Here is a 25267-nt window from a genome sequence, read left to right on the forward strand (position 1 = left end):
GTTTCCTTTGACGCAGATTCACAGGCGCGAAAGGAAACGCTTGCTGCGTGACATCCTCAAAGGGGTGTCGCGCAGTTTCTATCTCACCCTGCGCGTGTTGCCGGGGCCCTTGCGCGAGCCCATCGGCCTGGCCTATTTATTGGCGCGTGCCGCCGATACCCTGGCCGATACTCCCGTGGTGCCGCCAAATCGGCGGCTGCAGTATCTGCAGTGTTTTAAAACCTATATTGCAAGCCCGGGCGCGGCCGGTGGCTGCGACGAGATTCAATTCGCATTGCGGAACAGGCTGGCCAATCGGGATGAGGCACGTTTGCTGGAAAGCTTGCCGCAACTGTTCACCTTATTCGCGGCACAGCCCGCGGCGGACCGTGAGCGCATGCGCCAGGTGGTCACGACACTGACCGACGGCATGGTGTTTGATCTAAATACCTTTCCGGCCGAGGAGAGCGGCGCGATCAAGGCATTGCAGCGGGAGGATGAACTCGACCGGTACACCTATCTCGTGGCCGGCTGCGTCGGGCAGTTCTGGACCGAAATGAGCATGGTCCATGTCGCCGCACTGAAGCACTGGGACCAAGACGCACTGGTGGAGAAGGGCGTGCGTTTCGGCAAGGCTTTGCAGCTCACCAATATCCTGCGCGACCTGCCGCGCGACCTGCGCATCGGCCGCTGTTATCTGCCCCGGCAATGGCTGCGGCAATACGATCTGAGCGTGGCGCAGTTATTGGAACCGAACAACAGCGCTCACGCCAAGCCCTTGCTCGAGCACGGCATCACCCTGGCGCTGCAACACTTTGCGGCGGCGGAGGCGTATGTGCTGGCTATCCCGCGCCGGTGTGTGCGTCTGCGCCTGGCAGCGCTGTGGCCCTTGATGATCGGCTTGGAGACGTTGGCAAGGCTGGCGTCCAGCGATCACTGCTTGGATGCGGACATCAGCATCAAGGTGGAACGGCGGCGGGTCTATGCCATCATGCTCAGGTCGGCATTACTGGTGCTGTCGAATACCGCCTTGCGGCGTTGGCTGGTTGCGGCCAGGGGCGCTGCTCACGCGCGCCGCCAAAGCGGGTAGAATGGGCGCGTGGGGGCGCCGAGGCAATCAATAAATCAGCAGCATAAGTGTGGATGGACTATGTCATCAGCCGTGATATCGATTTCGAATCAAAAAGGGGGAACGGGTAAAACCACCCTGACCATGAATCTGGCCGCCGGCCTTGCGCGGCGCGGGCGTACCCTGGTGGTCGACGCCGACCCACAGGGCTCGGCGCTGCAATGGGCCGGTCTGTCGAGCGATGAAAAGCCGTTTCCGGTGTCGGTCATCGCGGTGGCCGATAATCTGGGGCGCGAGGTGGGGCGCTTCGCCGAGGACTATCAATACGTCCTGATCGATTGTCCGCCGACACTAGAGACCGAGGTAACCCGGGCGGCCATGCGCATCGCGGATACGGTGTTGATACCGACCCTGCCCTCGCCGGTGGACCTGTGGGCCAGCCTGCGCCTGGCCAATGCCATCGAGGAGGTGAAGCTGCGCAACCCGCGCCTGGCGGCCTATATCCTGGTCAATCAACTGGAACCGCGTTCCGCATTGTCCCAGGGTATGAAACAGGCGCTGGAGGAATTTGATATCCCCGCACTGAACAGCCACCTGCGCCGTCGCGCCATCTATCGCAATGCGGCACTGGAAGGGCTGAGTGTGTATTGTATGGGTAAGCGCGGCGAGCCCGCCGCGGCGGAAATTGATGCAATCATCGAGGAGGTGTTATGAGTGAAAGAGCGCAAACCGGAACCAAACTGGCCAACAGCGTGCGCCAGGCCAAGATGAAACAGGCGGCCGGGCAGCACACGCCCGCGGTGCGGCCCCGGATCTCGGCCGAGCAGGACGCGCCGGCGATAGTGTTTGCTGCGCGTCGGGTCTGGCCTGACTGATGGGTGCGCCACCGGCTGTCGTACTTGGGGCGGCGCCGCGACAGACTTAGGGTTTGCGTCCGGCGCGGCGCGCGCGTGGCCAGCCGCCGCCAGGCCAAACCCGCCATGGCGGCACTGAATGAGTCCAACAGCATCCCGTGCTACGCCAGCAGCACTAATTCCATCGTGTCGTCGTACACCAGAGCGGCGCTATGCAGCGACAGGGTGACGCCGGCGTCCGCGCACAGGCTCACACCGATGACGTGCGTGCGCCCGGTCTCGTCCGGCAGTTCACCCAGGCCGCTTTTGACACCTGTCCTGCCTAACGCGGTAACGCCGTTGGATTTGCCCGCACCCAACCCCAAGCGAACCCTGAAGTGACCGGATGCAGCAGGGGTGGCGCCAGGATGTCGGGATTAATATTGGAATTTCTTTAAAGTCGATGAAAGGGACGTACGTGGAACCGGTAATATCGATCGCAGGTCTTGGCAAAACCTATGACTCCGGCTTTCAGGCCTTGGCCCATATCGATCTGGATATTCGGCGCGGCGAGATCTTCGCCTTGTTGGGCCCCAATGGCGCGGGCAAGACGACCCTGATCAATATCATCTGCGGCATCGTCACCCCGAGCGCGGGCAGCGTGCGTGTCGACGGCTGCGACATCATCAGCGACTATCGTTCGGCGCGCGCCAAGATCGGCCTGGTGCCGCAGGAACTGTTCACCTCCGCCTTTGAAAGCGTGGAAGCCACCATGAAGTTCAGCCGCGGCCTGTTCGGCAAGTCAGCGAATGCGGGGGTGATCGAACGAATCCTGCGTGAGCTCGCCCTGTGGGATAAGCGTAAAACCAAGGTGATGGAGTTATCGGGCGGCATGAAGCGGCGCCTGCTCATCGCCAAGGCGCTGGCCCATGAACCAGAGATCCTGTTTCTCGACGAACCCAGCGCCGGTGTGGATGTGGAGCTGCGGCGTGACATGTGGCAAATGGTGCGCCGCCTGAAGGCGCAGGGCGTGACTATTATTCTGACCACCCATTACATCGAAGAGGCGCAGGAGATGGCGGATCGTATCGGGGTGATCAACCGCGGCGAGATCGTCATCGTGGAAGAGAAGGCGGCACTGATGAAACAACTGGGCAAGAAGCGGTTGAGTCTGTCGCTTGCCAAGCCCTTGGCCGCCGTGCCGGAGGCACTGTCGGATTATCCCCTCGAACTGTCGGAAGACGGCTATACCCTCGACTACAGCTTCAATACCCAGAACGAACACAGCGGCATCCATGAATTATTGCGGCGTCTGGATCAATTGGGCATCGAGTTTAGCGACTTGCACACCAGCGAAAGTTCGCTGGAAGATATCTTCGTCGATCTGGTGAAATGAATATGAATATCTACGCTATCGGCGCAATCTATAGACATGAAATGGCGCGCACCGCCCGCACCCTGACCCAAAGCGTCGCCTCGCCCATATTGTCGACCTCGCTGTATTTCGTGGTGTTCGGGGCCGCCATCGGTTCACGTATGGGCGCGATCGACGGCATCAGCTACGGCGCCTTTATCATCCCCGGCCTGCTCATGCTGTCCCTGCTCAACGAAAGCATTTCCAATGCCTCGTTCGGAATCTACTTTCCGAAATTCATGGGCACGATTTACGAAGTGCTCTCCGCGCCCATTTCGCCAATCGAAATCGTGCTTGGCTATGTTGGCGCGGCGGCGTCCAAGTCGATTGTGCTCGGTTTGTTGATCCTGGCCACGGCGCGATTGTTTGTCGATTACGATATTGCCCACCCGGGCTGGATGGCGGCCTTTCTGCTGCTCACTGGGATTACCTTCAGCCTGTTCGGCTTTATCATCGGGCTGTGGGCGGACGATTTTCAAAAGCTGCAGATCGTGCCGCTGATGGTCGTCATGCCACTGACCTTCCTCGGTGGCGCCTTTTATTCCATCGATATGCTGCCGGAACCCTGGCACACCATTTCACTGTTCAATCCGGTGGTCTATCTCATCAGTGGTTTCCGTTGGAGTTTTTACGGCGTCGCCGACGTCCACGTCGCGCTCAGCCTGGCTATGATCTGCCTGTTTATGCTTGCCTGCCTGGCCCTGATTGCCTGGATATTCAAGACCGGCTACCGCTTGAAGCAATGACAGGTGGGCAGGCTTCGTGGCCAGCGCTAAACGCAACAGCGGTGCGCCCCGCGCCTCGTCCAACAATGGATTTGCAGCCTTACCCGGCTCCATGCGCCGCCGGCGGAGGCGTGTCTCGGCCTGGGGCTGTAACCGCGGGGAGCCGCCTTAATCGAGGTGGCTGACGATCTCGTCCAGTCGCCGCCGTTGGGTGGGCTCGGGCAGTTCCGCGGGGTAGCCGAGGCTGAGCATGGCGACGGGCACCGGCCCGGACTCAAGGCCAATGATCTCCCTCACCTTGGCTTCATCGAAATAGCCGACCCAGGTGGAGGCCATGCCGGCGGCGACCACGGCCAGCTGGGCGTAGGCGGCGGCGATGGTGGTGTCCTGCAGGGCGTAGAGGTCGCGCCCGCGCTCGCCGTATTTTTGCGCGGAGCGCTCCGGTTCGGCACAGAAGATCAGGCACACCGGGGCTTCGGCGATGAAGGCCTGTTGTTGTGCCGCGCCCGACAGCGCCCGGCGTTTTTCCGGGCTGCTGACCACTATGATCCGGTAGGACTGAAGGTCCCCGGCGGAGGGGGCGCTGCAGGCGGTCTCGAGAATGGCGTGGAGTTTTTCCTGTTCGACGGGCTGATCGCTCTGATAACTGCGTACCGAATGACGATGACGTACCGTTTCAAAAAAGTCCCACATGCGCTGGTTCCTCGCGTCAGTTGAGTTGGTTCAGGGCCTCGTGATCGGGGTAGTTCAGTTGCATTACCTCTAAGGCATCGGCGGCCAGGTCTGCGACGCCGAGGCGGCGATAGGCCTTGATCATTATAACAAGGGCGTCGGGGATGGCCGGTGTCTGAGGATAGTTTTCCAGGGCGTATTTGGCGCGGTTGGCAGCGGACAGGTAGGCGCCGCGGCGGAAATAATAATCGGCTACATTGAGTTCGTAGCGCGCCAGTTGATTGCGCAGATGCAGCATGCGCTGTTTGGCGTCAGCGACGTATCGGCTGTCGGGAAAGCGCTTGATCAGTTCTTCAAAATAGCGGTAGGCGTTACGGGCGCTTTGCGGTTGACGCCTGTCGGCCTCCAGGCCGAGCCACAGGTCGAGACTGCCCATGCCGCGTTCGAAACTCACCAGGCCGCGCAGGTAGTAGGCGTAGTCCACGTCTGCGGCGCGCGGATAAAGCTTGATGTAACGGTCGGCGGCGGCGATGGCCGACTCGGGCTCGTCGTATTTATAGTAGGCGTAGATCACTTCCAGCTGGGCCTGCTGGGCGAAGGGACTGAAGGGGTGGTGGATCTCCAGATCCTCGTAATATTTGATAGCGCTTTGATAATCCTCCACCTCCATGGCGTCGCGGGCTTCGTCATAAAAGCGCTTGGCGGACCAGGTGCTCGGGTCCTGCGTCGAGGCGCAGCCGCTCAGCAGGGCGAGTAGCAGGGAAAAGGCGACTATCTGTTTCAAAAATGACATAGCGGTTCCGGAATGGTTTGTGCTGGTGCGGGTGTGCGGCGCGGTCCGGCGTAGCCTAGCATAGTGCTGCCGGCCTGTGGGCCGGATTAATTGTCGTGGCCTTCCATGATGGAGGCCTGCACGTCGTTAAAGCGCCGGATCCAGATATTGTCCAGCCCCAGTTCGGTCTTGAGCCGCTCGGCGGCGTCGATGGCCTGGTCGCGGCTGCCGTAGTTGCCGTAGAGCAGGGAATACCAGGCTTTATTGTTGTGCATGCGGCGAAAGTAGGCGCTCTGATCCTGCAGCTGGTGCTGCTCGATATAGCGCTGCAGACCTTCCTGGCTGCTGGTGCCGGCGATCTGCAGGGTGAAGTGCCGGGGGTTTTGTTGTAGCAGCCATTCTTCGCGGTGAATGGATTCCTGCGCCAAGGTGGGGGCGATGGGCGCGGTGACCGGCATTACCTCGACGCCCGAGATGGTGGTGCTGGCGGAGGAGGTGATCAGCTCCAAGGCTTCGCGCGCGGCGGGGGTCTTGGGATATTGTTCGGCGATATATTTGGCACGTCGGATCGCGGCCTGCTGCCGGCCCTGTTCGAGTTGTTGCCTGACGCTTTCCAGTTCGTGGCGTGCCAGCAGGTTGCGCAGCTGGGCCATGCGCTGCAGGGCGTTGTCGCGATAGCCGCTGTCGGGAAAACCTTGCACCAGCAGGGAGAAACTCTGGAACGCTTGGCGGGCATGCTCGGGATCGACGATGGCCTGCTGAGCGGGCGCCGCCTCCGGGTTGGCCGTGCCTTGGGCGGAGCGGATCAGGCCCTTGAGATAATAGGCGTAGTCCAGATTGGCGTGCTCGGGATGGTTGGTGATGAAGCGCTCGGTCTGGGCCGCGCCGGCGTCGTATTCGCCCAGTTTGTATTGCGCGTAGGCGATCTCCAGCGGCGCCAGCTGGGCATAGGGGCTGAGTGGATACCGGTCTTCTAGTTCCTTGAAGGCCTGGATGGCGCCGGCGTGGTCGCCGCCGGCCTGGGCCTTGCGCGCCTCGCCGTAGTAGTGTTCGGGGGACAGGCTGGCCTGCACTTGCTGAGTTTGCGGTGTCATGCTGGCGCAGCCGCTGATCAGGGTAATGAGTATCAGGGCGGCGAGTGGGGAGTACGCTTTCATGTGCAAAGTTTGAACAAGCAATCGTTAAGAAGTCAGGCTAGAATACCGACTGCATATCCATTTGGCCAGTGGGGCTGTGGACGGTGGCGAGGAGGGGGATGACTCTGCTCGCATCGCGGTGTTTGGTGTAGGTGCGATTTTTTATTTTTCAAGTATTTATGTCCGATTTAGAAACTCTTTCTGCAGCGGTACCGGCGGCCCTGGCCGGACAGCGCCTGGATCAGGTGCTGGCGCAGCTGTTTCCCGATTATTCCCGCGCCCGTTTGCAGCAGTGGATCAAGGCGGGCCAGGTGCAGGTGGATGGCAAACAACTGCGCCCCAAGGATAGACTGCTGGGCGGCGAGCAGGTGGCGGTCCAGGCCACCGCCGCGCGCGAGGTGACTTGGCAGGCGCAGCCCCTCCCGTTAAACATCGTCTATGAGGACGAGCACATCCTGGTCATCGACAAGCCGGCGGGGCTGGTGGTGCATCCGGCCAGCGGCAATCCGGATGGCACCCTGGTCAACGCCTTGCTCAACCACGCCCCGGAGCTGGACGCGGTGCCGCGCGCCGGCATCGTCCACCGACTCGATAAGGAGACCAGCGGCCTGCTGGTGGTGGCACGCACTCTGAAGTCGCAAAAACACTTGGTGGACATGCTGCAGGCGCGGGTCATGAAGCGCCAGTACCAGGCGGTGATCTGCGGCGTTATGCCCAGCGGCGGCACGGTGGAGGCGCCCATCGGCCGGCATCCGGTGGACCGCAAGCGCATGGCAGTGGTGGCCAACGGCAAGCCGGCCGTGACCCACTACCGCGTTATCCGGCGTTTTCGCGCCCACAGCCATATCCGTGTCGATCTGGATACCGGCCGCACCCACCAGATCCGTGTCCACATGGCCCATATTCGCCATCCCCTGGTGGGCGATCCGGTCTACGGCCAGCGTTTGCGCATTCCGCCCGATAGCAGCGAGCAGATGATGGCAACCCTGCGCCGCTTTAGGCGCCAGGCTCTGCACGCGGCGCGGCTCGGGCTGGAGCACCCCGCCAGCGGCGAGCCGCTGGAATGGCAGGCGCCGTTGCCCGACGACATGGTCCGCCTGCTGGAAGTCTTACAACAGGACGCCGATGAGCATGCCTGATCAGAATGTTGGCTGGATTGTGCCTGACTGGCCGGCACCGGCGCGGGTACGGGCGGGCAGCACCACACGTTTGGGCGGGGTGAGTGTGGCGCCCTATGACAGCCTTAATCTGGGTGACCATGTGGGCGATGTCCCCGATGCAGTGGCTGAAAATCGTCGTCGCTTGCGCCAACAACATCAGCTGCCCGCAGACCCTGTCTGGCTCAAGCAGGTGCACGGTGTGGTGGTGGTGGATGCGGCGACCGTCCACGGCAGGCCCGAGGCCGACGCCGCCTTTAGCCGTCAATCCGGTGTGGTGTGCACGGTAATGACCGCCGATTGCCTGCCGGTATTGCTGTGCGACCGGCATGGCACCGTCGTGGCCGCGGTCCATGCCGGTTGGCGCGGCCTGGTGCACGGCGTGATCGAGGCGACCGTGCGGCGCATGGGCGTGTCGGCGGACAAGCTGATGGCCTGGCTGGGGCCGGCCATCGGCCCGGCCGCCTTTGAGGTGGGCGAGGCGGTGCGCGCCCAGTTTCTCGACGTCGATGCGCAGGCCGCGACCGCGTTTCAGCCGTCACCCCGGGGGCGCTGGCTGGCGGACATCTACCAGTTGGCGGCACAGCGTCTGACCCGGCTCGGGGTCGAACGGGTCTATGGCGGTCATTGGTGTACGTTCAGTGATCAGGAACGCTTCTATTCCTACCGCCGCGACGCTGTCACCGGGCGCATGGCCAGCCTGATCTGGCTGGCCCACGAATGAGCTATGATGAGGCCGGACACGCCTTGTCGGAGGTAAACGTATGACCCATTGGTACATCCTGTCAGTGGTCGGTAAAGACCGGCCGGGTATCGTCTCCCATGTCACCACCGCCCTATATGATGGTGGCTGCAACCTGGGCGAGACCTCCATGATCCGGCTCGGCGACAGTTTCACCATCATGATGATGGTGCGCCACGACGGCACGGTGAAATCGCTGCAAAACCTGCTCGCCACGGTGGCCGAGTCCATGGGCCTGCATGTGCACGTGGATAACATGGACGGCCACCTGCACCGCCACCTGGAGCCGGATGTGCACATCACCGTCTACGGCGCCGACCGTCCCGGCATCGTCGCCCATGTCACCGGGGCCTTGGCCGAGGCCGGGCTCAACATCGTCAATCTGGACTCCGATGTGGGCGGTACGGAAGACCAGCCCCTCTACGTCATGCATATCGACGGTGTCGCCGGGGAGGGGATCAAGGCACTGGAATCGGCGCTCGACGTGGTGGTTAAAGAGGGCGTCGAGGCCCGGCTGAGCCCCATCGATACCATGATCGGTTAGCCGTGGCGGTGTTGGAAATATTGAAGTATCCCGACCCGCGCCTCAAGCAGTCCTCGACGCCGGTAGAGACCTTTGATGACTGTCTGCGCGAATTCATCGCAGAGCTGGAACGGACCATGCGCGCCGGGCCGGGCGGCGTGGGCATTGCCGCGCCGCAGGTGGCTGAGTTTATCCGCGTGGCCGTCGTCGATGTCTCAGGCAAGCCCGACATCGAGCATCACGGCCGCCTGGTGCTGGTGAATCCGGAAATCGTCGCCTACGACGGTTTCACCAAGGGCCGCGAGGGGTGCATGTCGGTGCCGGACTACACCGGCAACGTCGTCCGCGCCGAGCACATCAGCGTGGAATATTTCGATGAGTACGGCCAGCCGCACGCCCTGCAAAGCAGCGGTTTCGAGGCGCGCGCCATTCAGCACGAACTGGATCATCTCGAGGGGCTGCTGTTCCTCGACCGGCTGGTGAGCCGCCGTAGCGATCTGTTTCGGCGCAAGGTTTACACCTAACACGCAAAAGCGTTGGCTATGAAGCTGCAAAAAATCATGATGAGCCTTGTCTTCGGCGGTTTGATTCTGCTGATGCTGGTGCTTACGGTACTGAACGGGTTTATCTAGTGTCTGATCTCCCCCCGGCCATTTTTGTTATGGGCCCGACGGCGGCCGGTAAGACCGACTTGGCCATCGCCCTGGCCGAAACACTGCCCTGCGAGTTGATCAGTGTCGATTCCGCCCTGGTCTATCGCGGCATGGATGTGGGCACGGCCAAGCCTGAGCCGGAGATATTGCAGCGGGCGCCGCACCGCTTGATCGATATCCTCGATCCGGCCGAGACGTATTCCGCCGCCCGCTTTCGCGAGGATGCCCTGGCGGCTATGGCGCAGATCACGGCGGCCGGGCGCATTCCCCTGCTGGTGGGCGGGACCATGCTTTATTTCCGTGCCCTGGAGCAGGGCCTCTCGCAACTGCCGGCGGCGGATGCCGCGGTTCGCGCCCGGCTTGACGCCGAGCTGGAGGAAACGGGCCTGGCGGCGATGCACAAGCGCTTGCAGCAGGTCGATCCTCAGGCCGCCGCGCGCATTCATCCCCACGACCCGCAACGTATCCAGCGCGCCCTGGAGGTCTTTGAAATCAGCGGTAAACCCATGAGCGAACTGCAGGCCCGGACCGCCGGGAACCGCCTGCCCTATCGCCTGTCGAAGCTGATCATCGCCCCCGCGTCCCGCGCCACTTTGCATGCGCGCATCGAAAAACGGTTTAAGCGCATGCTTGAACAGGGGTTTATCAACGAGGTGGCACGGCTGCGGCAACGCAGCGATTTGGCGCTGTCTATGCCCGCCATGCGCGCGGTGGGCTACCGCCAGGCGTGGGAATACCTTGATGGAAAGTACGGTTATGAGGCATTGGTCGAACGCGGCGTCGCGGCGACGCGCCAGTTTGCCAAGCGTCAGTTGACGTGGTTGCGGGCCGAGCAGGGCGCGGCCTGGCTGGATAGCGAAGCCGACGATTTGTTGCCGCAGGCCTTGAAATATATAAGTACTACCCTCAACTTATCCGAATAGATGTGGGTGTGCTAGTATTTTCAGGTGTTGCGTATCAGGGAAGAACGCGCCAAACCGAACCCCGGCCCTTGAAGACAAGGCGTCCGGCGGCTTGGCATAACGAAGTACGCTCCATAAACAATAACTAAAGGAGAGTAACGTAATGAGTAAAGGGCAAAGCTTACAAGACCCTTTTTTGAATACCCTGCGTAAGGAGAAGATTCCGGTCTCCATCTATCTGGTGAACGGCATCAAACTGCAGGGTCAGATCGATTCATTCGATCAGTTTGTGGTGTTATTGAAAAACAGTGTCAGTCAAATGGTTTACAAACATGCCATTTCCACCATTGTGCCGGCCAAAACGGTTAAACTGCCTCAGGCTGATGATGCCGCCGGTTAATCATTCAGGCCGTCGGGTAAACGATTAAGTGGAGTTTTTTGAACGCCCCAATGTGGGTGAACGTGCCGTTCTGGTGCACCTGGACTTTCAGGTGGAGGACGCGCGTGAAGAGTTAGAGGAGTTCAAAGAACTCGCTTTGTCGGCCGGCGCTGCCCCTGTGGCCATCGTGCAGGGCAGCCGCCGGGCGCCTGATCCCAAGTATTTTATCGGTGGCGGCAAGGCCGAGGAGATCGTTGATATCGCCGGGGCCGAAGCGGCCGAGCTGGTGATCTTCAACCACACCCTGTCGCCGTCCCAGGAGCGTAATCTGGAGCGTTTATTGAAATGCCGGGTATTGGACCGCACCGGTCTGATCCTGGATATCTTCGCCCAGCGCGCCCATACCTTCGAAGGCAAGCTGCAGGTGGAACTGGCCCAGTTGCGCCACTTGTCCACCCGCCTGGTGCGGGGCTGGACCCATCTGGAGCGGCAAAAGGGCGGTATCGGCCTGCGCGGCCCGGGGGAGACCCAGCTGGAGACTGACCGCCGCTTGATCGGTCAGCGTATCAAGCAGCTCAACAAGCGCTTGGAAAAGGTGCGCCGCCAGCGCGAGGACCGGCGCCGGTCGCGGCGCAAATCCATGGTGCACACGGTGTCGCTGGTGGGCTATACCAACGCCGGTAAATCGACCCTGTTCAATACGCTGACGGACTCGGATGTGTATGCCAAAGACCAGCTCTTTGCCACGCTGGACCCGACCCTACGCAAGTTGGAGGTGGAGACCCAACATGACACCATCCTGGTGGATACGGTCGGGTTTATTCGCCATCTCCCCCATAGCCTGGTGGCGGCGTTTCGCTCCACCCTGGAAGAGACCGAACAGGCGAACTTGCTGCTGCACATCATCGACGCCCATGATGATGAGCGACACGAGCGCATCAACGAGGTCAATGAGGTATTAAAAGAGGTGGGGGCCGAGAACGTCCCCCAGCTTGAAATTTATAACAAGATCGATTTGATCGCCGGCGCGGCACCGCGTATCGACCGCGACGCAGACGGCCGGCCGCTGCGGGTCTGGGCGTCGGCCAAGAGCGGAGCCGGTTTGGACTTGCTGAAGCAGGCCTTGACGGAACTACTGCAGTGGCGCGAGGCCAAAGAAGCAGGTGAGGAGATTTCCTTCGGGCAGGTAAGCTGCCGTCAGCACTACCGTTTACGTCTCGAACCCCAGGCCGGTCGTTTGCGCGCCGAGCTCTTCGAGCGCGACTTGGTACAGCACGAGGAAGTGCTTGAAAACGGCGACTGGCTGCTGGAAATCCTCGCCTGGCCGCGTCAGGTGGACGCCTTGTGCCACGGTAAGGAGTGCAAGGTTGTTTCAGACGAACCGCTTAATTCGGTTATAAATCTTTAGTTTAGCCTTGCAGCTAAGGGCTAAGATTCCTAAAATTGCCAGTTCCGGTTTAGCAATGCCGGCTGGCTTACGACTTTTATAGCGATTGGAGAAACGAATGGCCTGGAATGAGCCGGGTGGGTCGAAGGACAACGATCCCTGGGGAAACAAGAACAAAGGTGATCAAGGTCCGCCGGACCTGGACGAAGTGATCCGCAAGATGCAGAACAAGCTGGGCGGCCTCTTCGGTGGTAAGAAAGGCGGCGGTGGTGGTGGCCAATCCCCGGGTAAGGGCGGCACCGCCGGCATGGGGATCATGATCCTGGTGCTGGTCGGGGGTTGGTTGGTCTATGACATGGTCCACATCATACAGCCGGCGGAACGCGGCGTGGTGATGCGCTTCGGCGAGTACGTGGACACCATGCAGCCGGGCCTGGGCGTGCGCCTGCCGCGACCGATTGAAACGGTGGAGCGCGTCGATGTCGCCCAGATCCGTAACGTCGAGATCGGCTATCGTTCTTCCAGCGGCGGTCGGTCGACCACGAGCACCTCGGTCGGCAGCGAGTCGTTGATGCTGACCCGTGACGAAAACATCGTCGACGCCCAGTTCGCGGTGCAGTACCGCATCAAGTCGGCGCGCGATTATCTGTTCAATGTGCGCAATCCCGACCTGACCCTGCGTGAGTCCACCGAGAGTGCGGTGCGCGAAGTGGTGGGTAAAAGCAATATGGACTTTGTGCTGACCGAAGGTCGCGGTGAAATCGTCAATCGTATCCAGGCCCTGACACAGGACATCCTCGACCGCTATGAGACCGGCCTGATAGTAACCAGTGTCAACATGCAGGATGCCCAGCCGCCGGACCAGGTTCAAGACGCCTTTGACGACGCGGTCAAGGCGCGTGAGGACAGGATCCGTTTGATCAACGAGGCCGAGGCCTACTCCAATAATGTTCTGCCCCGAGCACGCGGTGCCGCGGCACGGCAAATCGAGGAGGCCAATGCCTACAAGGAAGAGGTGGTTGCCAAGGCCGAGGGTGAGGCGCAACGTTTTGAGAACATCCTAAGTGAGTATACCGCCGCCCCGGATGTGACACGCCAGCGTCTTTATCTTGAGACCATGGAAGAAGTGCTGTCCAATTCATCCAAGGTGATGGTGGATGTGGAAGGCGGCAACAATATTATGTACCTGCCGTTGGATCGGATTATGCGTGATTCGGACTCGACACCGCTTTCATCTTCCTCATCCGATTTCAGTTCGGCCCTGTCGGGCCTGAAAGATCAGGCGCAATCGGCCCAGCAGTTAATGCGGCGTGACAGCGACGTCCGCAGCAGGGAGAGACGTTAATGAATCAGAATAAGAGTATCGCCATTGTCATCGTCCTGGGTTTTGCCCTGATCTTAGGGCTATTCTCGGTCTATACCGTCAATGAGCGGCAGAAGGCCATCCTGTTGCGCTTGGGTGAAATCGAAAAGTCGGAAATTGAGCCCGGCCTCCATTTCAAGATCCCGTTCATCAATAACGTGCGCAAGTTCGACAGCCGTATCCTAACCATGGACGCCGAGCCCGAGACCTTCCTCACCGCGGAAAAGAAGAACGTGGTGGTGGACGCCTTCGTCAAATGGCAGATCACTGATGCGGCCGAGTTCTTTACCTCCATGGGCGGGGATGAACGGCTGGCCAATGTGCGCCTGTCGCAGATCATCAAAAACGGCCTGCGCGATGAGTTCGGTAAGCGCACCATCCAGGAGGTGGTCTCCGGTGAGCGTGCCGAGATCATGGACATCCTGGTGACCAGCGCCGACAAACAGGTGGAAGAGTTCGGTATGGACGTGGTGGACTTGCGCATCAAGCGTATCGACCTCAAAGGCGATATCAGCGAGGCCATCTACCGTCGTATGGAGGCGGAACGTACCCGCGTCGCCAACGACCTGCGTTCGCTGGGTGCCGAGGAAGCGGAGAGAATCCGCGCCGATGCCGACCGCCAGCGCACCGTGATCCTGGCCGAGGCCTACCGTGAAGCCGAGCAACTGCGCGGTGAAGGGGACGCGACGGCGGCGAAGACCTACGCCACCGCTTTTGAAAAAGATCCCGAGTTCTATGCCCTGTATCGTAGTCTCGGCGCCTACCGCAGCTCGTTCAGAAGCAAGAACGACATGCTGGTAATCGAGCCGGATGCGGACTTCTTCCGCTATTTTGCGGACCCGAAGGGGACGGCTAAATAGTCGCAGACCTCCATTTTCGCGCATAAACAGGTACAATAACCCCGTCGGGCATCATTCCATGATGCCCGCTTTTTTTGAAAATTATGATGTGGCAAGACTTATGGGCCGCCCTGGCTCTGGTACTGGTGATCGAGGGCTTGTTGCCCTTTATCAGCCCCAGCGGCATGCGCAGCGCCTGGCAACAAATGACGCAGATGGACGATAAGACCCTGCGCCTCACCGGTCTGGTAAGCATGATCGCCGGCCTGGTGGTATTGGGCCTGGTGCGTTAGCCACGAACACGAGACGAATCCGTACAGACACATGGCTGGAAACGTGACACCCAAAAATGATCGCTGGCTGCTGCCCGAAGGCATCGTCGAGCTGTTGCCGGCCCAGGCGCAACAACTAGAACAGTTGCGCCGCCGTCTGCTCGACACCTTCAACGGTTGGGGCTATGAACTGGTGATGCCGCCGCTGATCGAATATCTGGAATCCCTGCAGGTCGGCACCGGTAACGATCTCGATCTGCAAACCTTCAAACTCACCGACCAGCTCACCGGCCGCCTGATGGGGGTGCGCGCCGACATGACGCCGCAAGTGGCGCGCATCGATGCCCACGTGCTCAAGCGCGACCTGCCCACCCGGCTGTGTTACATCGGCCCGGTGCTGCATACCCGCCCCTCCGGTTTCGCACGCGCGCGCGCGCCGCTGCAGGTGGGGGCCGAACTCTACGGCCACGCCGGTATCGAGAGCGACGTGGAGATCCTGCGCCTGATGGTGGAGACCCTGAAACAGGCCGGCGTGGACAACATCCACATCGATCTGGGCCACGTCGGTATCTACCGCGAACTGGTGAAGGAGGCCGGTCTCAGCGCCGAGCAGGAAGTCACCTTGTTCGAGGCCCTGCAGCGCAAGGCCAAACCCGAGATAGACGCCTGCCTGGCGCAGTGGTCGGTCAAGCAGCCGCTGCGCCGCCAGCTCGCAGGCTTAGTGGATCTGAACGGCGACCGTTCCGTCTTGGAGCGCGCGCGCGAGGTGTTCGGCAATGCCGGCGCCGGCGTGCAGGCCGCGCTGGAGAACCTGACCCGCATCGCCGAAACGGCCGCGCGCCATATCGGCGACCTGCCTTTGTATTTTGATCTGGCCGAACTGCGCGGCTATCGCTATCAGACAGGCGTCGTGTTCGCCGCCTTTGTCCCCGGCCACGGTCAGGAGATCGCCCGCGGCGGCCGCTACGACGACATCGGCAAGGCCTTCGGCCGTGCCCGGCCGGCCACCGGTTTCAGCAGCGATCTCAAGACCCTGGTGGCCCTGAGTCAAAATCATCCGCCCACGCCGGCGGGGATCTTCGCCCCGGCGGTGGAGGATGCCGCCTTAGATGCTAAAATCGCCCAGCTGCGCGCACAGGGAGAGCGTGTCGTCGCCATGCTGCCGGGCCAGACCGGCGAGGCCGCGGATTTCGGCTGCGACCGTCGGCTGGCGCAGGGTGACACGGGTTGGGATGTAATGTCTGTTTAGCGGCTAAGCCACTTTAGCCACAATCTTTTTTAAATGGTGAACAACAATGAGCAGTGGTAAGAACATAGTTGTCATCGGCACCCAATGGGGCGATGAAGGCAAGGGCAAGATCGTCGATCTGCTGACCGACAAGGTCGCGGCCGTGGTGCGGTTTCAGGGCGGCCATAACGCCGGGCACACCCTGGTGATCAACGGCGAGAAGACGGTCCTGCATCTGATTCCTTCCGGCATCCTGCGCCAAAACGTGCAATGCCTGATCGGCAACGGTGTCGTGCTGTCCCCCGAAGCTTTGCTCACGGAGATCGAAGGCCTGGAGGCCAAGGGCGTGCCCGCGCGCGAGCGCCTCAAGATCAGCCCCTCCTGCCCCTTGATCCTTTCTTATCATGTCGCCCTCGACCAGGCGCGTGAAAAGGCGCGCGGCAAGCTGGCCATCGGCACTACCGGCCGCGGCATCGGCCCGGCCTATGAAGACAAAGTGGCCCGTCGCGGCCTGCGTGTCGACGACCTGTTCCACCGCGAGCGTTTCGCCGCCAAGCTGGGCGAGGTTCTCGATTATCACAATTTTGTTCTGCAGAACTACTACAAGACCGACCCGGTGGATTTTCAGCAAGTCCTGGAGCAGAGCATGAGCTGGGCCGAAGAGCTGGAGCCCATGGCGGCCGATGTCACCGGTATGCTGCACGCGTATCACGACCGCGGCGAAGACGTGCTCTATGAAGGCGCTCAGGGGGCCTTGCTCGACATCGACCATGGCACCTATCCCTTTGTCACCTCGTCCAACACCACCGCCGGTGGCGCCGCGACCGGCAGTGGCATGGGGCCGCGCGAATTGGACTACGTCATCGGCATTACCAAGGCCTACACCACCCGCGTCGGCGCCGGCCCGTTTCCCACCGAACTGTTCGACGAAATGGGCGAACACCTGGCCAGCCGCGGTCACGAATTCGGCTCCACCACCGGGCGTGCGCGCCGCTGCGGCTGGTTCGATGCCGTCGCCCTGCGCCGCTCCAACCAGATCAACAGTGTCACCGGGCTGTGCATCACCAAGCTTGATGTGCTCGACGGCCTCGACACCATCCGCATCTGCGTCGGCTACAACTGCAACGGGCAGGAATACAACTCAGCCTCCCTGGCCGCCGAAGTGCTGCAAGAGTGCCAACCGGTCTACGAAGACATGCCCGGCTGGAAGGAATCCACCGTCGGGGTCAAACGCTATGAAGAGCTGCCCGAAAGCGCGCGCGCTTATCTTAAACGTATCGAAGAGATCGTCGGTGTGCCGATTGACATCATCTCCACCGGGCCGGACCGGGAGGAGACCATTGTGCTCAGGAACCCGTTCGAGGACTAGCCCGGACCGATCCCGGTTGTGAAAAAGGCCGCAGCGCTGGCAATGCGCTGCGGCCTTTCGCTTTGAGGGACTGTGCCCACCCTTGGTCTATCACGGCTCAGGCGTGTCTTCGCGCTCCCCTTCACTCAAAGCGTAGTTGACAGCTAGGCCTTGTGCTCCGGCGCGGCGTCTACGAACACGAATCCTGCGCCTGCTCCCACGATCCCGGTGAGAAAGGCGGGCGCGAATTACTTGTCCTTGAACGCCTTGGCAATACGATCACCAACATCCCTATCGACCTTGCGCCAATACTCAAAGGCGCGCTCGAGCACGGCTTGAGTAACCCCGTCCTTGAGGTGGCCCACGACGTTCGAGACCAACCGATCCCTGGCGGCGGCGTCCATGACTTCGCGAACCAGGGTGCCGGGCTGGACAAAGTCGTCATCGTCCTCGTGCGGCGTGTAGGCGGCGTGCATGAACTCGCCACTGGCCTCCCATTTTTCCACGTAGGGATAGCGCTCGGGATCGGCCTGTGGGCCGCCCTTGGAATTCGGCGCGTAGACCGGATCGCTGACGTTCTGCACCCGCATCGCGCCGTCTTTGCTATAGCTGTGCACCGGCACTTGCGGCGAGTTGACCGGGATTTGTTTGTAGTTGACGCCGAGGCGCGCGCGATGGGCGTCGGCGTAGGAGAAGACGCGCGCCAGCAGCATCTTGTCCGGGCTGACACCGATGCCGGGCACCAGGTTGTTGGGCTCGAAGGCGGCCTGTTCGATCTCGGTGTGGAAGTCGGTGGGGTTGCGCGTGAGTGTCAACCGGCCGACCTCCATAGTCGGATAGTCGCTGTGCGGCCAGACCTTGGTCAGGTCGAAGGGGTTGAAGCGATAGTCTTTGGCATCGTCGAAGGGCATAATCTGCACCTTCAGGGTCCAGCTCGGGTGGTCGCCGCGTTGGATAGCGTCGAACAGGTCGCGACGGTGATAATCGGAATCCTCGCCGGCGATCCGGTCGGCGTCTGCCTGGGTGAGGAAGTCGATTCCCTGATCGGTCTTGAAGTGATACTTCACCCAGAAGCGCTGGCCCTTGGCATTGACCCACATGTAGGTGTGGCTGGAGTAACCGTTCATGTGCCGGTAGCTTTTGGGAATGCCGCGGTCACCCATCAGCCAGGTGACCTGGTGGGCCGACTCGGGTGACAGGGTCCAGAAATCCCACTGCATGTCGTGATCGCGCAGGCCGGAATCGGCGCGACGTTTTTGTGAGCGGATGAAATGTTGGAACTTCATCGGGTCCCGGATGAAGAACACCGGCGTGTTATTGCCCACCATATCGTAGTTGCCTTGGCGGGTGTAGAACTTCAGCGCGAAGCCGCGCGGGTCGCGCCAGGTGTCGGGGCTGCCGCGTTCGCCGGCGACGGTGGAAAAACGGATCAGGGTATCGGTCTTGGTGCCCGGCTGAAAGACCGCGGCCTTGGTGTATTCGCTGACGTCCTGAGTCACTTCGAAATGGCCGAAGGCGCCGGAGCCTTTGGCATGAGGCTGGCGCTCCGGGATGCGCTCGCGATTGAAGTTTGCCATCTGTTCGATGAGATAGTGATCCTGCAACAGAAGGGGGCCGTCTGGACCGACGGTGAGCGAGTACTCATCGCTGGGGACGGGTATACCGGCATCGTTCGTGGTGGGTGTGCGGTCATCTTTCTTCATTGTAATACCTCCGTTGTATGATGCGTTTCGACAATTGGCAATCATTGCCATTGAGTCCTGTTTGCGTCTTGAGTATATCGAGTGGCAGCATTGGCATGGAGAGCTTTGCTGCCTGATCGGCTTGATCGTGATGAGGGTCATGCCTTAGCTCATCCCTGCCTGCCCGCATAAAATAACACTTCTCAGGTGTGATCTTGTTATGCCACACTGGGAATCAGTCTTCCAGTTTTCACCGTCGTTCGTTTAGTTTTCTTGCTATGCACCGTAGCCCCTATCCTAGGAACACGTGAAATGACGGGCGTCCGGAATATTTTTCGTCATTGGCACGTCACTTGCTCACTCAGACGTGGGGGCAGCATCGCTGTCGCATCGCTTAGTTTTATATCGTCAATAATCAACCCGGGAGTTTCGCAACAATGAAAATACTAACAGCAGTCCAAGGGGTAGGGGTGTGTCTGGCCGTAATGTTGTTTGCGGCGCCGGTGTCGGCAGGTAATGCTCAGCAAGGCAAATCTTTGTCAGCGCAGTGCAGCAGCTGCCACGGCCCTGAGGGCCAGGGCATGGGCAGCAATCCGGCGCTGGCGGGGATGGACGCGGATGCTTTCGTTCAGAGTCTCAAGGCGTACCAGGCAGGCGAGCGCAAGCACATGATGATGGAGATGATGGCGAAAAAATTGAGCGAGCAGGAGATGGCCGATCTGGCTGCCTATTACGCCTCACTTTGATGCAGTGCCCCGGTTTTTGCACGGTCTTTGATCCATAAGTTCTCATCAGCAGGGGCATCGCGCTCGATGGGGGATTGATCTCTTGAAGCAAGACAGCTGACCCTTGCTGGCAGGCATTAGTAATCCTCACTGTCAGGCGGGCGCTGCCAGAGGCCTATCGTGCTTGGCCGTCATGCTCATCTAACCAGTGGCGCATCGCGTCCAGTTCGCCCTGGAGCAGGGCACGACCTTGGGACGCTACCTGACGCTGATACGTGCCAAGCGGCGCATGTGCCCGGCATGCATCGCGCAGTGCGTCGATATCCTCTTGCGCCCCTTCCTGTAGCGCTGCTTCAGCGGTCCTGAGGGCCTTGCGCGGCACCTCGACGCGGGAATGGTGCATGGTGTTGCCCACCACAAAAACAGAGACGACCAGATACGGCAGCGCGTAGACAGCAATGAACACGATGTCGCCCTCCGTGTTGGGATCGTTGACCACCGGCACCGCCACTAATAGGACGAAGCATACGATGGTTATGAGGGCGGTGACGGCCACGATCAGGAAGCGCTTGTCCAATGAACGCAGGCGTTGGTGCTCCGCCAGGAGCTCCGCCCGTACTGCAGCGATCCGCGCGCTGTCCGGCGGTGCGGACGTGATGTCGAAATCAAGTCCCATGCATTCTCCCCAAGAAAACCTCGTACTGATTTGTTATGAGTCTTATATTTGTATTTTCAGCACCATCCGGTGCCGTGCAAACATCATACTACGTATTTTTTGCAACAGCAGCATATTGGTCTCGGCTTCAAGAGTCTCATACGTTCAATAAACAGTGGCTTACAGCTGCGGTAGCGTGTCTGTGTCTGGAGCCGCCGCGACAGCGAGCCGATATAGTGGGGGAACTCATGGGCTGTATCTGGGTCTTATCGCCGCAATGCCGCAAGCGTTAAACAAATAGCACGTTTCTGGTTGGGTTGTGTCGTGCGTCAGCGGCGACGTCGTCATCTTTACTTTGGCAGGGAGTTGATTTTTGGATTCACTCACGCAATTTGCCCTCGGTGCTGCGGTCGGCGAGGCTACGCTGGGCCGGAAGGTTGGGCGTCGCGCGCTGTTGTGGGGTGGCATTTGCGGGACGTTGCCGGATCTGGATGTGCTGGTTCCGTTCGGGGATGCAGTACAAGACTTTATCTTCCACCGCTCGGCCAGTCATTCGCTGTTTGTGCTGGCTTTGTTGGCGCCGCTGGTGGCATACCTGATTACGCGCATCCATCCCCAGACGCGCCCCCATTACCGGGGGTGGCTGTTGTTGGTGTTCCTGGCCTTGTCCACCCATGTCCTGCTGGACAGCCTTACGGTGTTCGGCACCCAGATCTTCTGGCCCTGGGGCAGTGATCCGGTCACGTGGGGCACCATATTTATTATCGATCCTCTCTACACAGTGCCGTTGCTCGTTGGCGTCCTGGCGGCGTGGTTGTTGCGCTCCCGCTTAAAGGGACGGCAGTGGAACCAGCTGGGACTGACGCTGAGTTGTATCTACCTGGTGTGGACCGTGGGGGCGAAGGTTCATGTCAATGATATCGCCGACCACCAACTTGCGAGTGACGGTCAACCGCCCGCGCAGGTGGTGACCATGCCGACGCCTTTCAACAGCCTGTTGTGGCGTGTGGTGGCCGTGGACCAAGAGGCGTACCGCATCGGTTATTACTCACTGCTGCAGCAAGACAAGCCGATCCAATTCGAGCGTTTCCCGCGTAATCTCGGCGTGCTGGCCGGATTAGAGGACCACGAACCGGTCAGAAAGGTAAAATGGTTTACCAAAGGATTTTATGCCGCTGAGAAACGCAATGGCGATATCTTGATGATCGATCTGCGTGCCGGTCTGGAACCCGACTACGAATACTTTTTCAAGGTCGGCGAGCTTCAGGATCGCCAGGTGCGGCCGGTTCTTTCTCAACGGCTGCCGGTTCAGCGCAGCCTCGCCCGTCTGCCGTGGCTATGGGACAGCCTCACTGAACCCAGACCGATTCTCCGCGGTGCGCTTTTCAAGACCGCCGAGCTGGATACGCATACGTTGCTTGGCCCGCCATAGATCGATGCGGTCGGCGCGTAGCTGGGGCTGAGGGACGAGAGGGCCTAGCTTATTGCCGGTTCTCATCCTCCTTCTCAGTTCCCCATACTTTCTCCAGATACCCGGCACGCCCCGAACCGCTACGATACATCTTGTAGTGCAGCGGATTACTGCGGTAGTACTTTTGGTGATAGTCCTCGGCAGGGTAGAAGTTGGTGTAGGGCTCGACGGCGGTGGCGATGGATCGGTCGTAGCGGCCTGATTGTTCCAGCGCCTGTTTCGATTGTTCGGCGATGCGGCGCTGTTCGTCGTCGTGATAAAAGATCGCCGTGCGGTATTGCGAACCGACGTCGGCGAACTGGCGGTTTTCGGCGGTGGGGTCGATCTGGCGCCAGAAGACATCCAGGACCTCGTCGAAGCTGATTTTGCGCGTATCGAAGGTGACTTGAATCACTTCGGTATGACCGGTACTGCCACTGCAGACCTGTTCGTAGGTGGGGTTGTCCACGTGGCCGCCGGCATAGCCGGAAACGGTGGAGACCACGCCGTCCAAGTTGTCGAAGGGCGGCTCCATACACCAAAAGCAGCCGCCGGCCAGGGTCGCCTTTTCCAGATGCGCTTGTTCGTCCATGCCGTCACCTCCTTGATCACTGAGATTAGTTTGGGCGTGTTGTTTGACCCGGCAATCGGGCGTAGATTCAAACCGGCGCAACGAAAAAAGGAGGCCGGGGCCTCCTTTGTGTTTTTGTTAAGCGGCGCGCTCAGTGCTCGTGGCCGCCGGGGCCGTGCACGTGACCGTGTTCCAGCTCTTCCTCGGTGGCGTCGCGCACCTCCAGCACATCCACGTCGAAGTTCAAGGTGACGCCGGCGAGGGGGTGATTGCCGTCGATGGTGACGTCTTCACCTTCCACCTCGGTGACGGTGACGACACTCATGCCCTGGTTGGTCTGCGCATGAAACTGCATGCCGGGCTTCACTTCGTCGACGCCCTCGAACATCTCTTTGGAGAGGGTTTGTTTCAGATTGTCATCGCGCTCACCGTAGGCCTCGGCCGGCTCGATGGTGACACTCACCTGATCGCCGGCGGTCTTGCCTTCCAGGGCGTTTTCCAGGCCGGGAATGATATTGCCGACGCCGAGAATGAAGGCGAAGGGCTGGTTCTTGTCGGCCTGATCGATTAGGGTGCCCTGCTCGTCTTTGAGTGTATAGGCGATGGTCGCCACTTTGTTGGTTGCGAGTTGCATGATGATGTTCGCTCTGTTGCAGAATAAAGCGAATCAGTTTACGCCCCTGCCACTGTTGTGGCAAGGTTGGGGCCCCGCACAGAAAACGTCGCTTGTTCAAATTTACCGCCAAGTCATACTATTAGCTCTGATACGTAAGTGGATACATGAATGGAAGCCCCGATCGAGCAGACACCATCCAAGCGGCCGCGCCTCTCGGTCGGCGCGATTGTGCGTCACTTCGGCGGGGTGTTGCTGGTCAAGTGTGGCGATCGAGATGGCGCCGCCGCACAGTGGCGCTTGCCGCGCGCCGAGCAAGTGTGGGGCGAAACCTTGCAACAGACGGTTGCGCGCGCCGTGCAGCTGCAAACCGGCATACGGGTGGCGGCCGGGGATATTTTTCAGGTCTATGATTTGATCACGATAGACGGAGACGATCACACGGTAATGCTGGATTTCGAGGCGGCCTACGTGGACGGCGATCTCCGGCCGGGAGATTATGTGGAGGACGTGGCCTGGGCCAGCGGCCTGGCATTAAGATCCATGGAGGTCGAGGAGCACACGTCCGAACTGCTTTCCGATATGGGGTTATTAAGATGAAGCAAAAGTATCTCAGCCGTTATCAGGACATTGAACCGTTTATTACCAAGGACGGCTCGGTGATCCGTGAACTCATGCATCCCGGCCGCCATGCTGCGAAGCAGCAGAGTCTGGCCGAGGCGCGCGTCGCGGTGGGCGCCAAGACCGTGTTGCATCGCCATCACCACACCGAGGAATTGTATTACGTCACCGCGGGCCGGGGCCTGATGACTCTGGGGGATCAACGCTTCGAGGTGAAGGTGGGGGATAGTATTTGCATCGCGCCGGGCACGCCGCACTGTATCGAAAACACCGGCAGCGAGGAGCTGGCCTTACTGTGTTGCTGCAGCCCCGGTTACAGCCATGAGGATACCGAGCTGTTGGCGAGTCAGTTGGCCTAGCCGGCTTTTCTCACTGGGCTAAGGGGGGCCTATTGCATCGCCATTTCCATGAGTACGTCGCGCATCTTGACCTTGAGCATGTATTCGGTTTTTTCATAGACGCGCCGGATGGCGGCGCCTTCATCCAGCCCCGGCACTTCCACTTGCCACTCGGTGCTGCCCAGCACCCGGCCGGTGACCTTGTCTGTCAACACCAGCTTGAGCGTGCCGTGGCCTACGGCCCAGCCGTTGCGTTCACCGATCACCGCCGTCTCCAGGCTGCCGCGCAGCATGTAGTCCGCGTTTTCCGCCGCGGGGTTCAGGTCCTGGGTGAGCAGGCCGCCGCGGATTAATTGCGCTACCCGTTCGGCATTGGGTTCACCTTCCAGGCCGGCGGGTTGGATCTGCAGGGTGGTGAGCAGGTTTTCGGCGTCCTGTTTTATCAGTGCCAGATTGAATTCAGGTTTGATGCCGCGGCCGGTGAGGTCGGCGTGTTGCATGGATTGCTGCAGCTGGGCGCGGATTTGCTGGGCGCGCCAGGCCATGGCAATCGTGCCGGCCTGAACGAAGGGGTCGGGGTCACTGCGCGCCTGTTTCATGTACTCGCGCGTTTGCTCATCCAGGGCTTGAATCTGATCCTGCAGATAGCCTTTGGCGGTGTTGCGCGGTACCGCCGCCAGGGCGTGATACGTATTGGCGTCGTTATCGAACCACTGCTCCACGACCTCGATCTTTTCCAACACCCGTTCGACCTCGGGCGCGGCCACCGTTTGGGCGGACGGTCCCATGTGGCTGCGCTTGAGTTCATAGCCGGCGGCGTCGGCAGCTTGTTGCAGCGTCATGCCGACGGCCTCGGTATCAATGAGGAAGTAATCTGTCAGATTGGCCAGTGCCCGCTGTCGCGCCTGCTCGGCGCTATCGCCCCCGGTACGGCTGGTGAGATAGTGCAGGCGTGGATAGTCCTCGCTTGCGCCGGCCACCCAGTCCGGTTGCGGCCCCGCATCGATGGCGTCGGCCGCGGCTTGGGCGGCCGATGAACCGGTCTGTGGCGCGGCGATCTCGTTCGGTGCGGTGGCGCAGCCGCTGACGATGGTGGCGGCAGCCAGTGCGATCGCGGCAATGCGTCTGGCCATTGCTTCCCCTCTTATGTTTTTTTAAGCGACTGTTATTTTTGTTTGGTTAACTTAAATTCATTGCCCATTGCGGTCAATGATTAATT

28 protein-coding genes and 1 pseudogene are annotated in these 25267 nt (G+C 60.5%); 20 read left to right on the plus strand and 9 right to left on the minus strand.

What is annotated here, in order from left to right:
* Positions 1-16 precede the first annotated feature (16 nt).
* Both Tel_06600 and Tel_06605 read left to right on the plus strand, forming a co-directional pair.
* Entirely contained in the window at positions 17-1069 is a 1053-nt protein-coding gene (locus Tel_06600; GenBank protein ALP54760.1) for a hypothetical protein, read from the plus strand.
* 60 nt (positions 1070-1129) lie between these two features.
* The gene (locus Tel_06605; GenBank protein ID ALP52851.1) at positions 1130-1762 is read left to right on the plus strand and encodes a cobyrinic acid a,c-diamide synthase; all 633 of its coding nucleotides are present in this window, start codon (positions 1130-1132) and stop codon (positions 1760-1762) included.
* Between the two features lie 301 nt (positions 1763-2063).
* Here Tel_06605 and Tel_06610 read toward each other — a convergent pair whose 3' ends face one another.
* The gene (locus Tel_06610; protein ALP52852.1) at positions 2064-2267 is read right to left on the minus strand and encodes a hypothetical protein; all 204 of its coding nucleotides are present in this window, start codon (positions 2265-2267) and stop codon (positions 2064-2066) included.
* Positions 2268-2344: 77 nt separating this feature from the next.
* Between Tel_06610 and Tel_06615 the strand changes: the two genes are divergently transcribed.
* The gene (locus Tel_06615; GenBank protein ID ALP52853.1) at positions 2345-3277 is read left to right on the plus strand and encodes a multidrug ABC transporter ATP-binding protein; all 933 of its coding nucleotides are present in this window, start codon (positions 2345-2347) and stop codon (positions 3275-3277) included.
* Positions 3278-3279: 2 nt separating this feature from the next.
* Positions 3280-4041, plus strand: coding sequence for a sugar ABC transporter permease (locus tag Tel_06620; protein ALP52854.1), 762 nt, complete (start codon positions 3280-3282; stop codon positions 4039-4041).
* A 147-nt stretch (positions 4042-4188) separates the two neighbouring features.
* Here the strand turns inward: Tel_06620 and Tel_06625 are convergent, their stop codons facing one another.
* From Tel_06625 to Tel_06635, 3 genes are all read right to left on the minus strand, one after another.
* The gene (locus tag Tel_06625) at positions 4189-4713 is read right to left on the minus strand and encodes a nitroreductase (GenBank protein ALP52855.1); all 525 of its coding nucleotides are present in this window, start codon (positions 4711-4713) and stop codon (positions 4189-4191) included.
* Between the two features lie 16 nt (positions 4714-4729).
* Positions 4730-5485: a hypothetical protein gene (locus Tel_06630; GenBank protein ALP52856.1), complete on the minus strand. Its 756-nt coding sequence runs from the start codon at positions 5483-5485 to the stop codon at positions 4730-4732.
* Between the two features lie 86 nt (positions 5486-5571).
* On the minus strand, positions 5572-6621 hold the full coding sequence (locus Tel_06635; GenBank protein ID ALP52857.1) for a hypothetical protein: 1050 nt from the start codon (positions 6619-6621) through the stop codon (positions 5572-5574).
* Positions 6622-6779: 158 nt separating this feature from the next.
* Between Tel_06635 and Tel_06640 the strand changes: the two genes are divergently transcribed.
* From Tel_06640 to Tel_06695, 12 genes and pseudogenes are all read left to right on the plus strand, one after another.
* Positions 6780-7739, plus strand: a complete 960-nt coding sequence (locus Tel_06640; protein ID ALP52858.1) for an RNA pseudouridine synthase — start codon at positions 6780-6782, stop codon at positions 7737-7739.
* Entirely contained in the window at positions 7726-8481 is a 756-nt protein-coding gene (locus Tel_06645; GenBank protein ALP52859.1) for a laccase, read from the plus strand. Before Tel_06640 ends, Tel_06645 begins: the two co-directional genes overlap by 14 nt.
* A gap of 40 nt (positions 8482-8521) precedes the next feature.
* On the plus strand, positions 8522-9043 hold the full coding sequence (locus Tel_06650) for an amino acid-binding protein (GenBank protein ALP52860.1): 522 nt from the start codon (positions 8522-8524) through the stop codon (positions 9041-9043).
* A 2-nt stretch (positions 9044-9045) separates the two neighbouring features.
* On the plus strand, positions 9046-9546 hold the full coding sequence (locus Tel_06655; protein ID ALP52861.1) for a peptide deformylase: 501 nt from the start codon (positions 9046-9048) through the stop codon (positions 9544-9546).
* Positions 9547-9653: 107 nt separating this feature from the next.
* Positions 9654-10598 carry a tRNA dimethylallyltransferase gene (gene miaA / locus Tel_06660; protein ID ALP52862.1) on the plus strand — a complete coding sequence of 315 codons (945 nt, stop codon included), beginning with the start codon at positions 9654-9656 and terminating at the stop codon, positions 10596-10598.
* Between the two features lie 142 nt (positions 10599-10740).
* A complete protein-coding gene (locus Tel_06665; GenBank protein ALP52863.1) occupies positions 10741-10977 on the plus strand; it encodes an RNA-binding protein hfq in 237 nt (78 codons plus the stop codon).
* Positions 10978-11005: 28 nt separating this feature from the next.
* Positions 11006-12301: pseudogene (locus tag Tel_06670) on the plus strand (hypothetical protein).
* Positions 12302-12461: 160 nt separating this feature from the next.
* The gene (locus Tel_06675) at positions 12462-13688 is read left to right on the plus strand and encodes an HflK protein (protein ID ALP52864.1); all 1227 of its coding nucleotides are present in this window, start codon (positions 12462-12464) and stop codon (positions 13686-13688) included.
* A complete protein-coding gene (locus Tel_06680) occupies positions 13688-14566 on the plus strand; it encodes a protease modulator HflC (protein ID ALP52865.1) in 879 nt (292 codons plus the stop codon). The genes Tel_06675 and Tel_06680 overlap by 1 nt, the downstream gene beginning before the upstream one ends.
* A gap of 83 nt (positions 14567-14649) precedes the next feature.
* Positions 14650-14838 carry a hypothetical protein gene (locus Tel_06685; GenBank protein ALP52866.1) on the plus strand — a complete coding sequence of 63 codons (189 nt, stop codon included), beginning with the start codon at positions 14650-14652 and terminating at the stop codon, positions 14836-14838.
* A 43-nt stretch (positions 14839-14881) separates the two neighbouring features.
* Positions 14882-16066, plus strand: coding sequence for an ATP phosphoribosyltransferase regulatory subunit (gene hisZ, locus Tel_06690; GenBank protein ALP54761.1), 1185 nt, complete (start codon positions 14882-14884; stop codon positions 16064-16066).
* A 46-nt stretch (positions 16067-16112) separates the two neighbouring features.
* Positions 16113-17414, plus strand: coding sequence for an adenylosuccinate synthetase (locus Tel_06695; protein ALP52867.1), 1302 nt, complete (start codon positions 16113-16115; stop codon positions 17412-17414).
* A gap of 227 nt (positions 17415-17641) precedes the next feature.
* On the opposite strand, the gene Tel_06700 is transcribed toward Tel_06695, so the two are convergent.
* Positions 17642-19096, minus strand: a complete 1455-nt coding sequence (locus Tel_06700; GenBank protein ALP52868.1) for a catalase — start codon at positions 19094-19096, stop codon at positions 17642-17644.
* Between the two features lie 416 nt (positions 19097-19512).
* On the opposite strand from Tel_06700, the gene Tel_06705 reads away from it, so the two are divergent.
* The gene (locus tag Tel_06705; protein ALP52869.1) at positions 19513-19821 is read left to right on the plus strand and encodes a hypothetical protein; all 309 of its coding nucleotides are present in this window, start codon (positions 19513-19515) and stop codon (positions 19819-19821) included.
* A 154-nt stretch (positions 19822-19975) separates the two neighbouring features.
* On the opposite strand, the gene Tel_06710 is transcribed toward Tel_06705, so the two are convergent.
* The gene (locus Tel_06710; protein ALP52870.1) at positions 19976-20476 is read right to left on the minus strand and encodes a hypothetical protein; all 501 of its coding nucleotides are present in this window, start codon (positions 20474-20476) and stop codon (positions 19976-19978) included.
* Positions 20477-20933: 457 nt separating this feature from the next.
* On the opposite strand from Tel_06710, the gene Tel_06715 reads away from it, so the two are divergent.
* The gene (locus Tel_06715) at positions 20934-21887 is read left to right on the plus strand and encodes a hypothetical protein (GenBank protein ALP52871.1); all 954 of its coding nucleotides are present in this window, start codon (positions 20934-20936) and stop codon (positions 21885-21887) included.
* Positions 21888-21936: 49 nt separating this feature from the next.
* Here the strand turns inward: Tel_06715 and Tel_06720 are convergent, their stop codons facing one another.
* Both Tel_06720 and Tel_06725 read right to left on the minus strand, forming a co-directional pair.
* Positions 21937-22497 carry a hypothetical protein gene (locus Tel_06720; protein ALP52872.1) on the minus strand — a complete coding sequence of 187 codons (561 nt, stop codon included), beginning with the start codon at positions 22495-22497 and terminating at the stop codon, positions 21937-21939.
* Between the two features lie 130 nt (positions 22498-22627).
* Entirely contained in the window at positions 22628-23110 is a 483-nt protein-coding gene (locus tag Tel_06725; protein ALP52873.1) for a peptidylprolyl isomerase, read from the minus strand.
* A gap of 150 nt (positions 23111-23260) precedes the next feature.
* Here Tel_06725 and Tel_06730 point away from each other — a divergent pair, with 150 nt between their 5' ends.
* Together Tel_06730 and Tel_06735 are read left to right on the plus strand one after the other, a co-directional pair.
* Positions 23261-23689, plus strand: coding sequence for a hypothetical protein (locus Tel_06730; GenBank protein ID ALP52874.1), 429 nt, complete (start codon positions 23261-23263; stop codon positions 23687-23689).
* Complete coding sequence (locus tag Tel_06735; protein ALP52875.1) at positions 23686-24069, plus strand: hypothetical protein; 384 nt, start codon at positions 23686-23688, stop codon at positions 24067-24069. Before Tel_06730 ends, Tel_06735 begins: the two co-directional genes overlap by 4 nt.
* 29 nt (positions 24070-24098) lie before the next feature.
* Here Tel_06735 and Tel_06740 read toward each other — a convergent pair whose 3' ends face one another.
* Complete coding sequence (locus Tel_06740; GenBank protein ID ALP52876.1) at positions 24099-25181, minus strand: hypothetical protein; 1083 nt, start codon at positions 25179-25181, stop codon at positions 24099-24101.
* Positions 25182-25267 lie beyond the last annotated feature (86 nt).

The sequence above is a fragment of the Candidatus Tenderia electrophaga genome (genome assembly GCA_001447805.1).
GTDB classification, from domain to species: Bacteria; Pseudomonadota; Gammaproteobacteria; order Tenderiales; family Tenderiaceae; genus Tenderia; species Tenderia electrophaga.

What these genes read in the sequence shown, in the direction of transcription:
- Tel_06710 (ALP52870.1), bottom strand. Translation starts at nt 20,476, where the DNA reads ATGGGACTTGATTTCGACATCACGTCCGCACCGCCGGACAGCGCGCGG.
- Tel_06725 (ALP52873.1), bottom strand. Translation starts at nt 23,110, where the DNA reads ATGCAACTCGCAACCAACAAAGTGGCGACCATCGCCTATACACTCAAA.
- Tel_06685 (ALP52866.1), top strand. Translation starts at nt 14,650, where the DNA reads ATGATGTGGCAAGACTTATGGGCCGCCCTGGCTCTGGTACTGGTGATC.
- Tel_06740 (ALP52876.1), bottom strand. Translation starts at nt 25,181, where the DNA reads ATGGCCAGACGCATTGCCGCGATCGCACTGGCTGCCGCCACCATCGTC.
- Tel_06620 (ALP52854.1), top strand. Translation starts at nt 3,280, where the DNA reads ATGAATATCTACGCTATCGGCGCAATCTATAGACATGAAATGGCGCGC.
- Tel_06650 (ALP52860.1), top strand. Translation starts at nt 8,522, where the DNA reads ATGACCCATTGGTACATCCTGTCAGTGGTCGGTAAAGACCGGCCGGGT.
- Tel_06625 (ALP52855.1), bottom strand. Translation starts at nt 4,713, where the DNA reads ATGTGGGACTTTTTTGAAACGGTACGTCATCGTCATTCGGTACGCAGT.
- Tel_06605 (ALP52851.1), top strand. Translation starts at nt 1,130, where the DNA reads ATGTCATCAGCCGTGATATCGATTTCGAATCAAAAAGGGGGAACGGGT.
- Tel_06680 (ALP52865.1), top strand. Translation starts at nt 13,688, where the DNA reads ATGAATCAGAATAAGAGTATCGCCATTGTCATCGTCCTGGGTTTTGCC.
- Tel_06705 (ALP52869.1), top strand. Translation starts at nt 19,513, where the DNA reads ATGAAAATACTAACAGCAGTCCAAGGGGTAGGGGTGTGTCTGGCCGTA.
- Tel_06720 (ALP52872.1), bottom strand. Translation starts at nt 22,497, where the DNA reads ATGGACGAACAAGCGCATCTGGAAAAGGCGACCCTGGCCGGCGGCTGC.
- Tel_06615 (ALP52853.1), top strand. Translation starts at nt 2,345, where the DNA reads ATGAAAGGGACGTACGTGGAACCGGTAATATCGATCGCAGGTCTTGGC.
- Tel_06640 (ALP52858.1), top strand. Translation starts at nt 6,780, where the DNA reads ATGTCCGATTTAGAAACTCTTTCTGCAGCGGTACCGGCGGCCCTGGCC.
- Tel_06735 (ALP52875.1), top strand. Translation starts at nt 23,686, where the DNA reads ATGAAGCAAAAGTATCTCAGCCGTTATCAGGACATTGAACCGTTTATT.
- Tel_06700 (ALP52868.1), bottom strand. Translation starts at nt 19,096, where the DNA reads ATGAAGAAAGATGACCGCACACCCACCACGAACGATGCCGGTATACCC.
- Tel_06665 (ALP52863.1), top strand. Translation starts at nt 10,741, where the DNA reads ATGAGTAAAGGGCAAAGCTTACAAGACCCTTTTTTGAATACCCTGCGT.
- Tel_06630 (ALP52856.1), bottom strand. Translation starts at nt 5,485, where the DNA reads ATGTCATTTTTGAAACAGATAGTCGCCTTTTCCCTGCTACTCGCCCTG.
- Tel_06635 (ALP52857.1), bottom strand. Translation starts at nt 6,621, where the DNA reads ATGAAAGCGTACTCCCCACTCGCCGCCCTGATACTCATTACCCTGATC.
- Tel_06695 (ALP52867.1), top strand. Translation starts at nt 16,113, where the DNA reads ATGAGCAGTGGTAAGAACATAGTTGTCATCGGCACCCAATGGGGCGAT.
- Tel_06730 (ALP52874.1), top strand. Translation starts at nt 23,261, where the DNA reads ATGGAAGCCCCGATCGAGCAGACACCATCCAAGCGGCCGCGCCTCTCG.
- Tel_06675 (ALP52864.1), top strand. Translation starts at nt 12,462, where the DNA reads ATGGCCTGGAATGAGCCGGGTGGGTCGAAGGACAACGATCCCTGGGGA.
- Tel_06645 (ALP52859.1), top strand. Translation starts at nt 7,726, where the DNA reads ATGAGCATGCCTGATCAGAATGTTGGCTGGATTGTGCCTGACTGGCCG.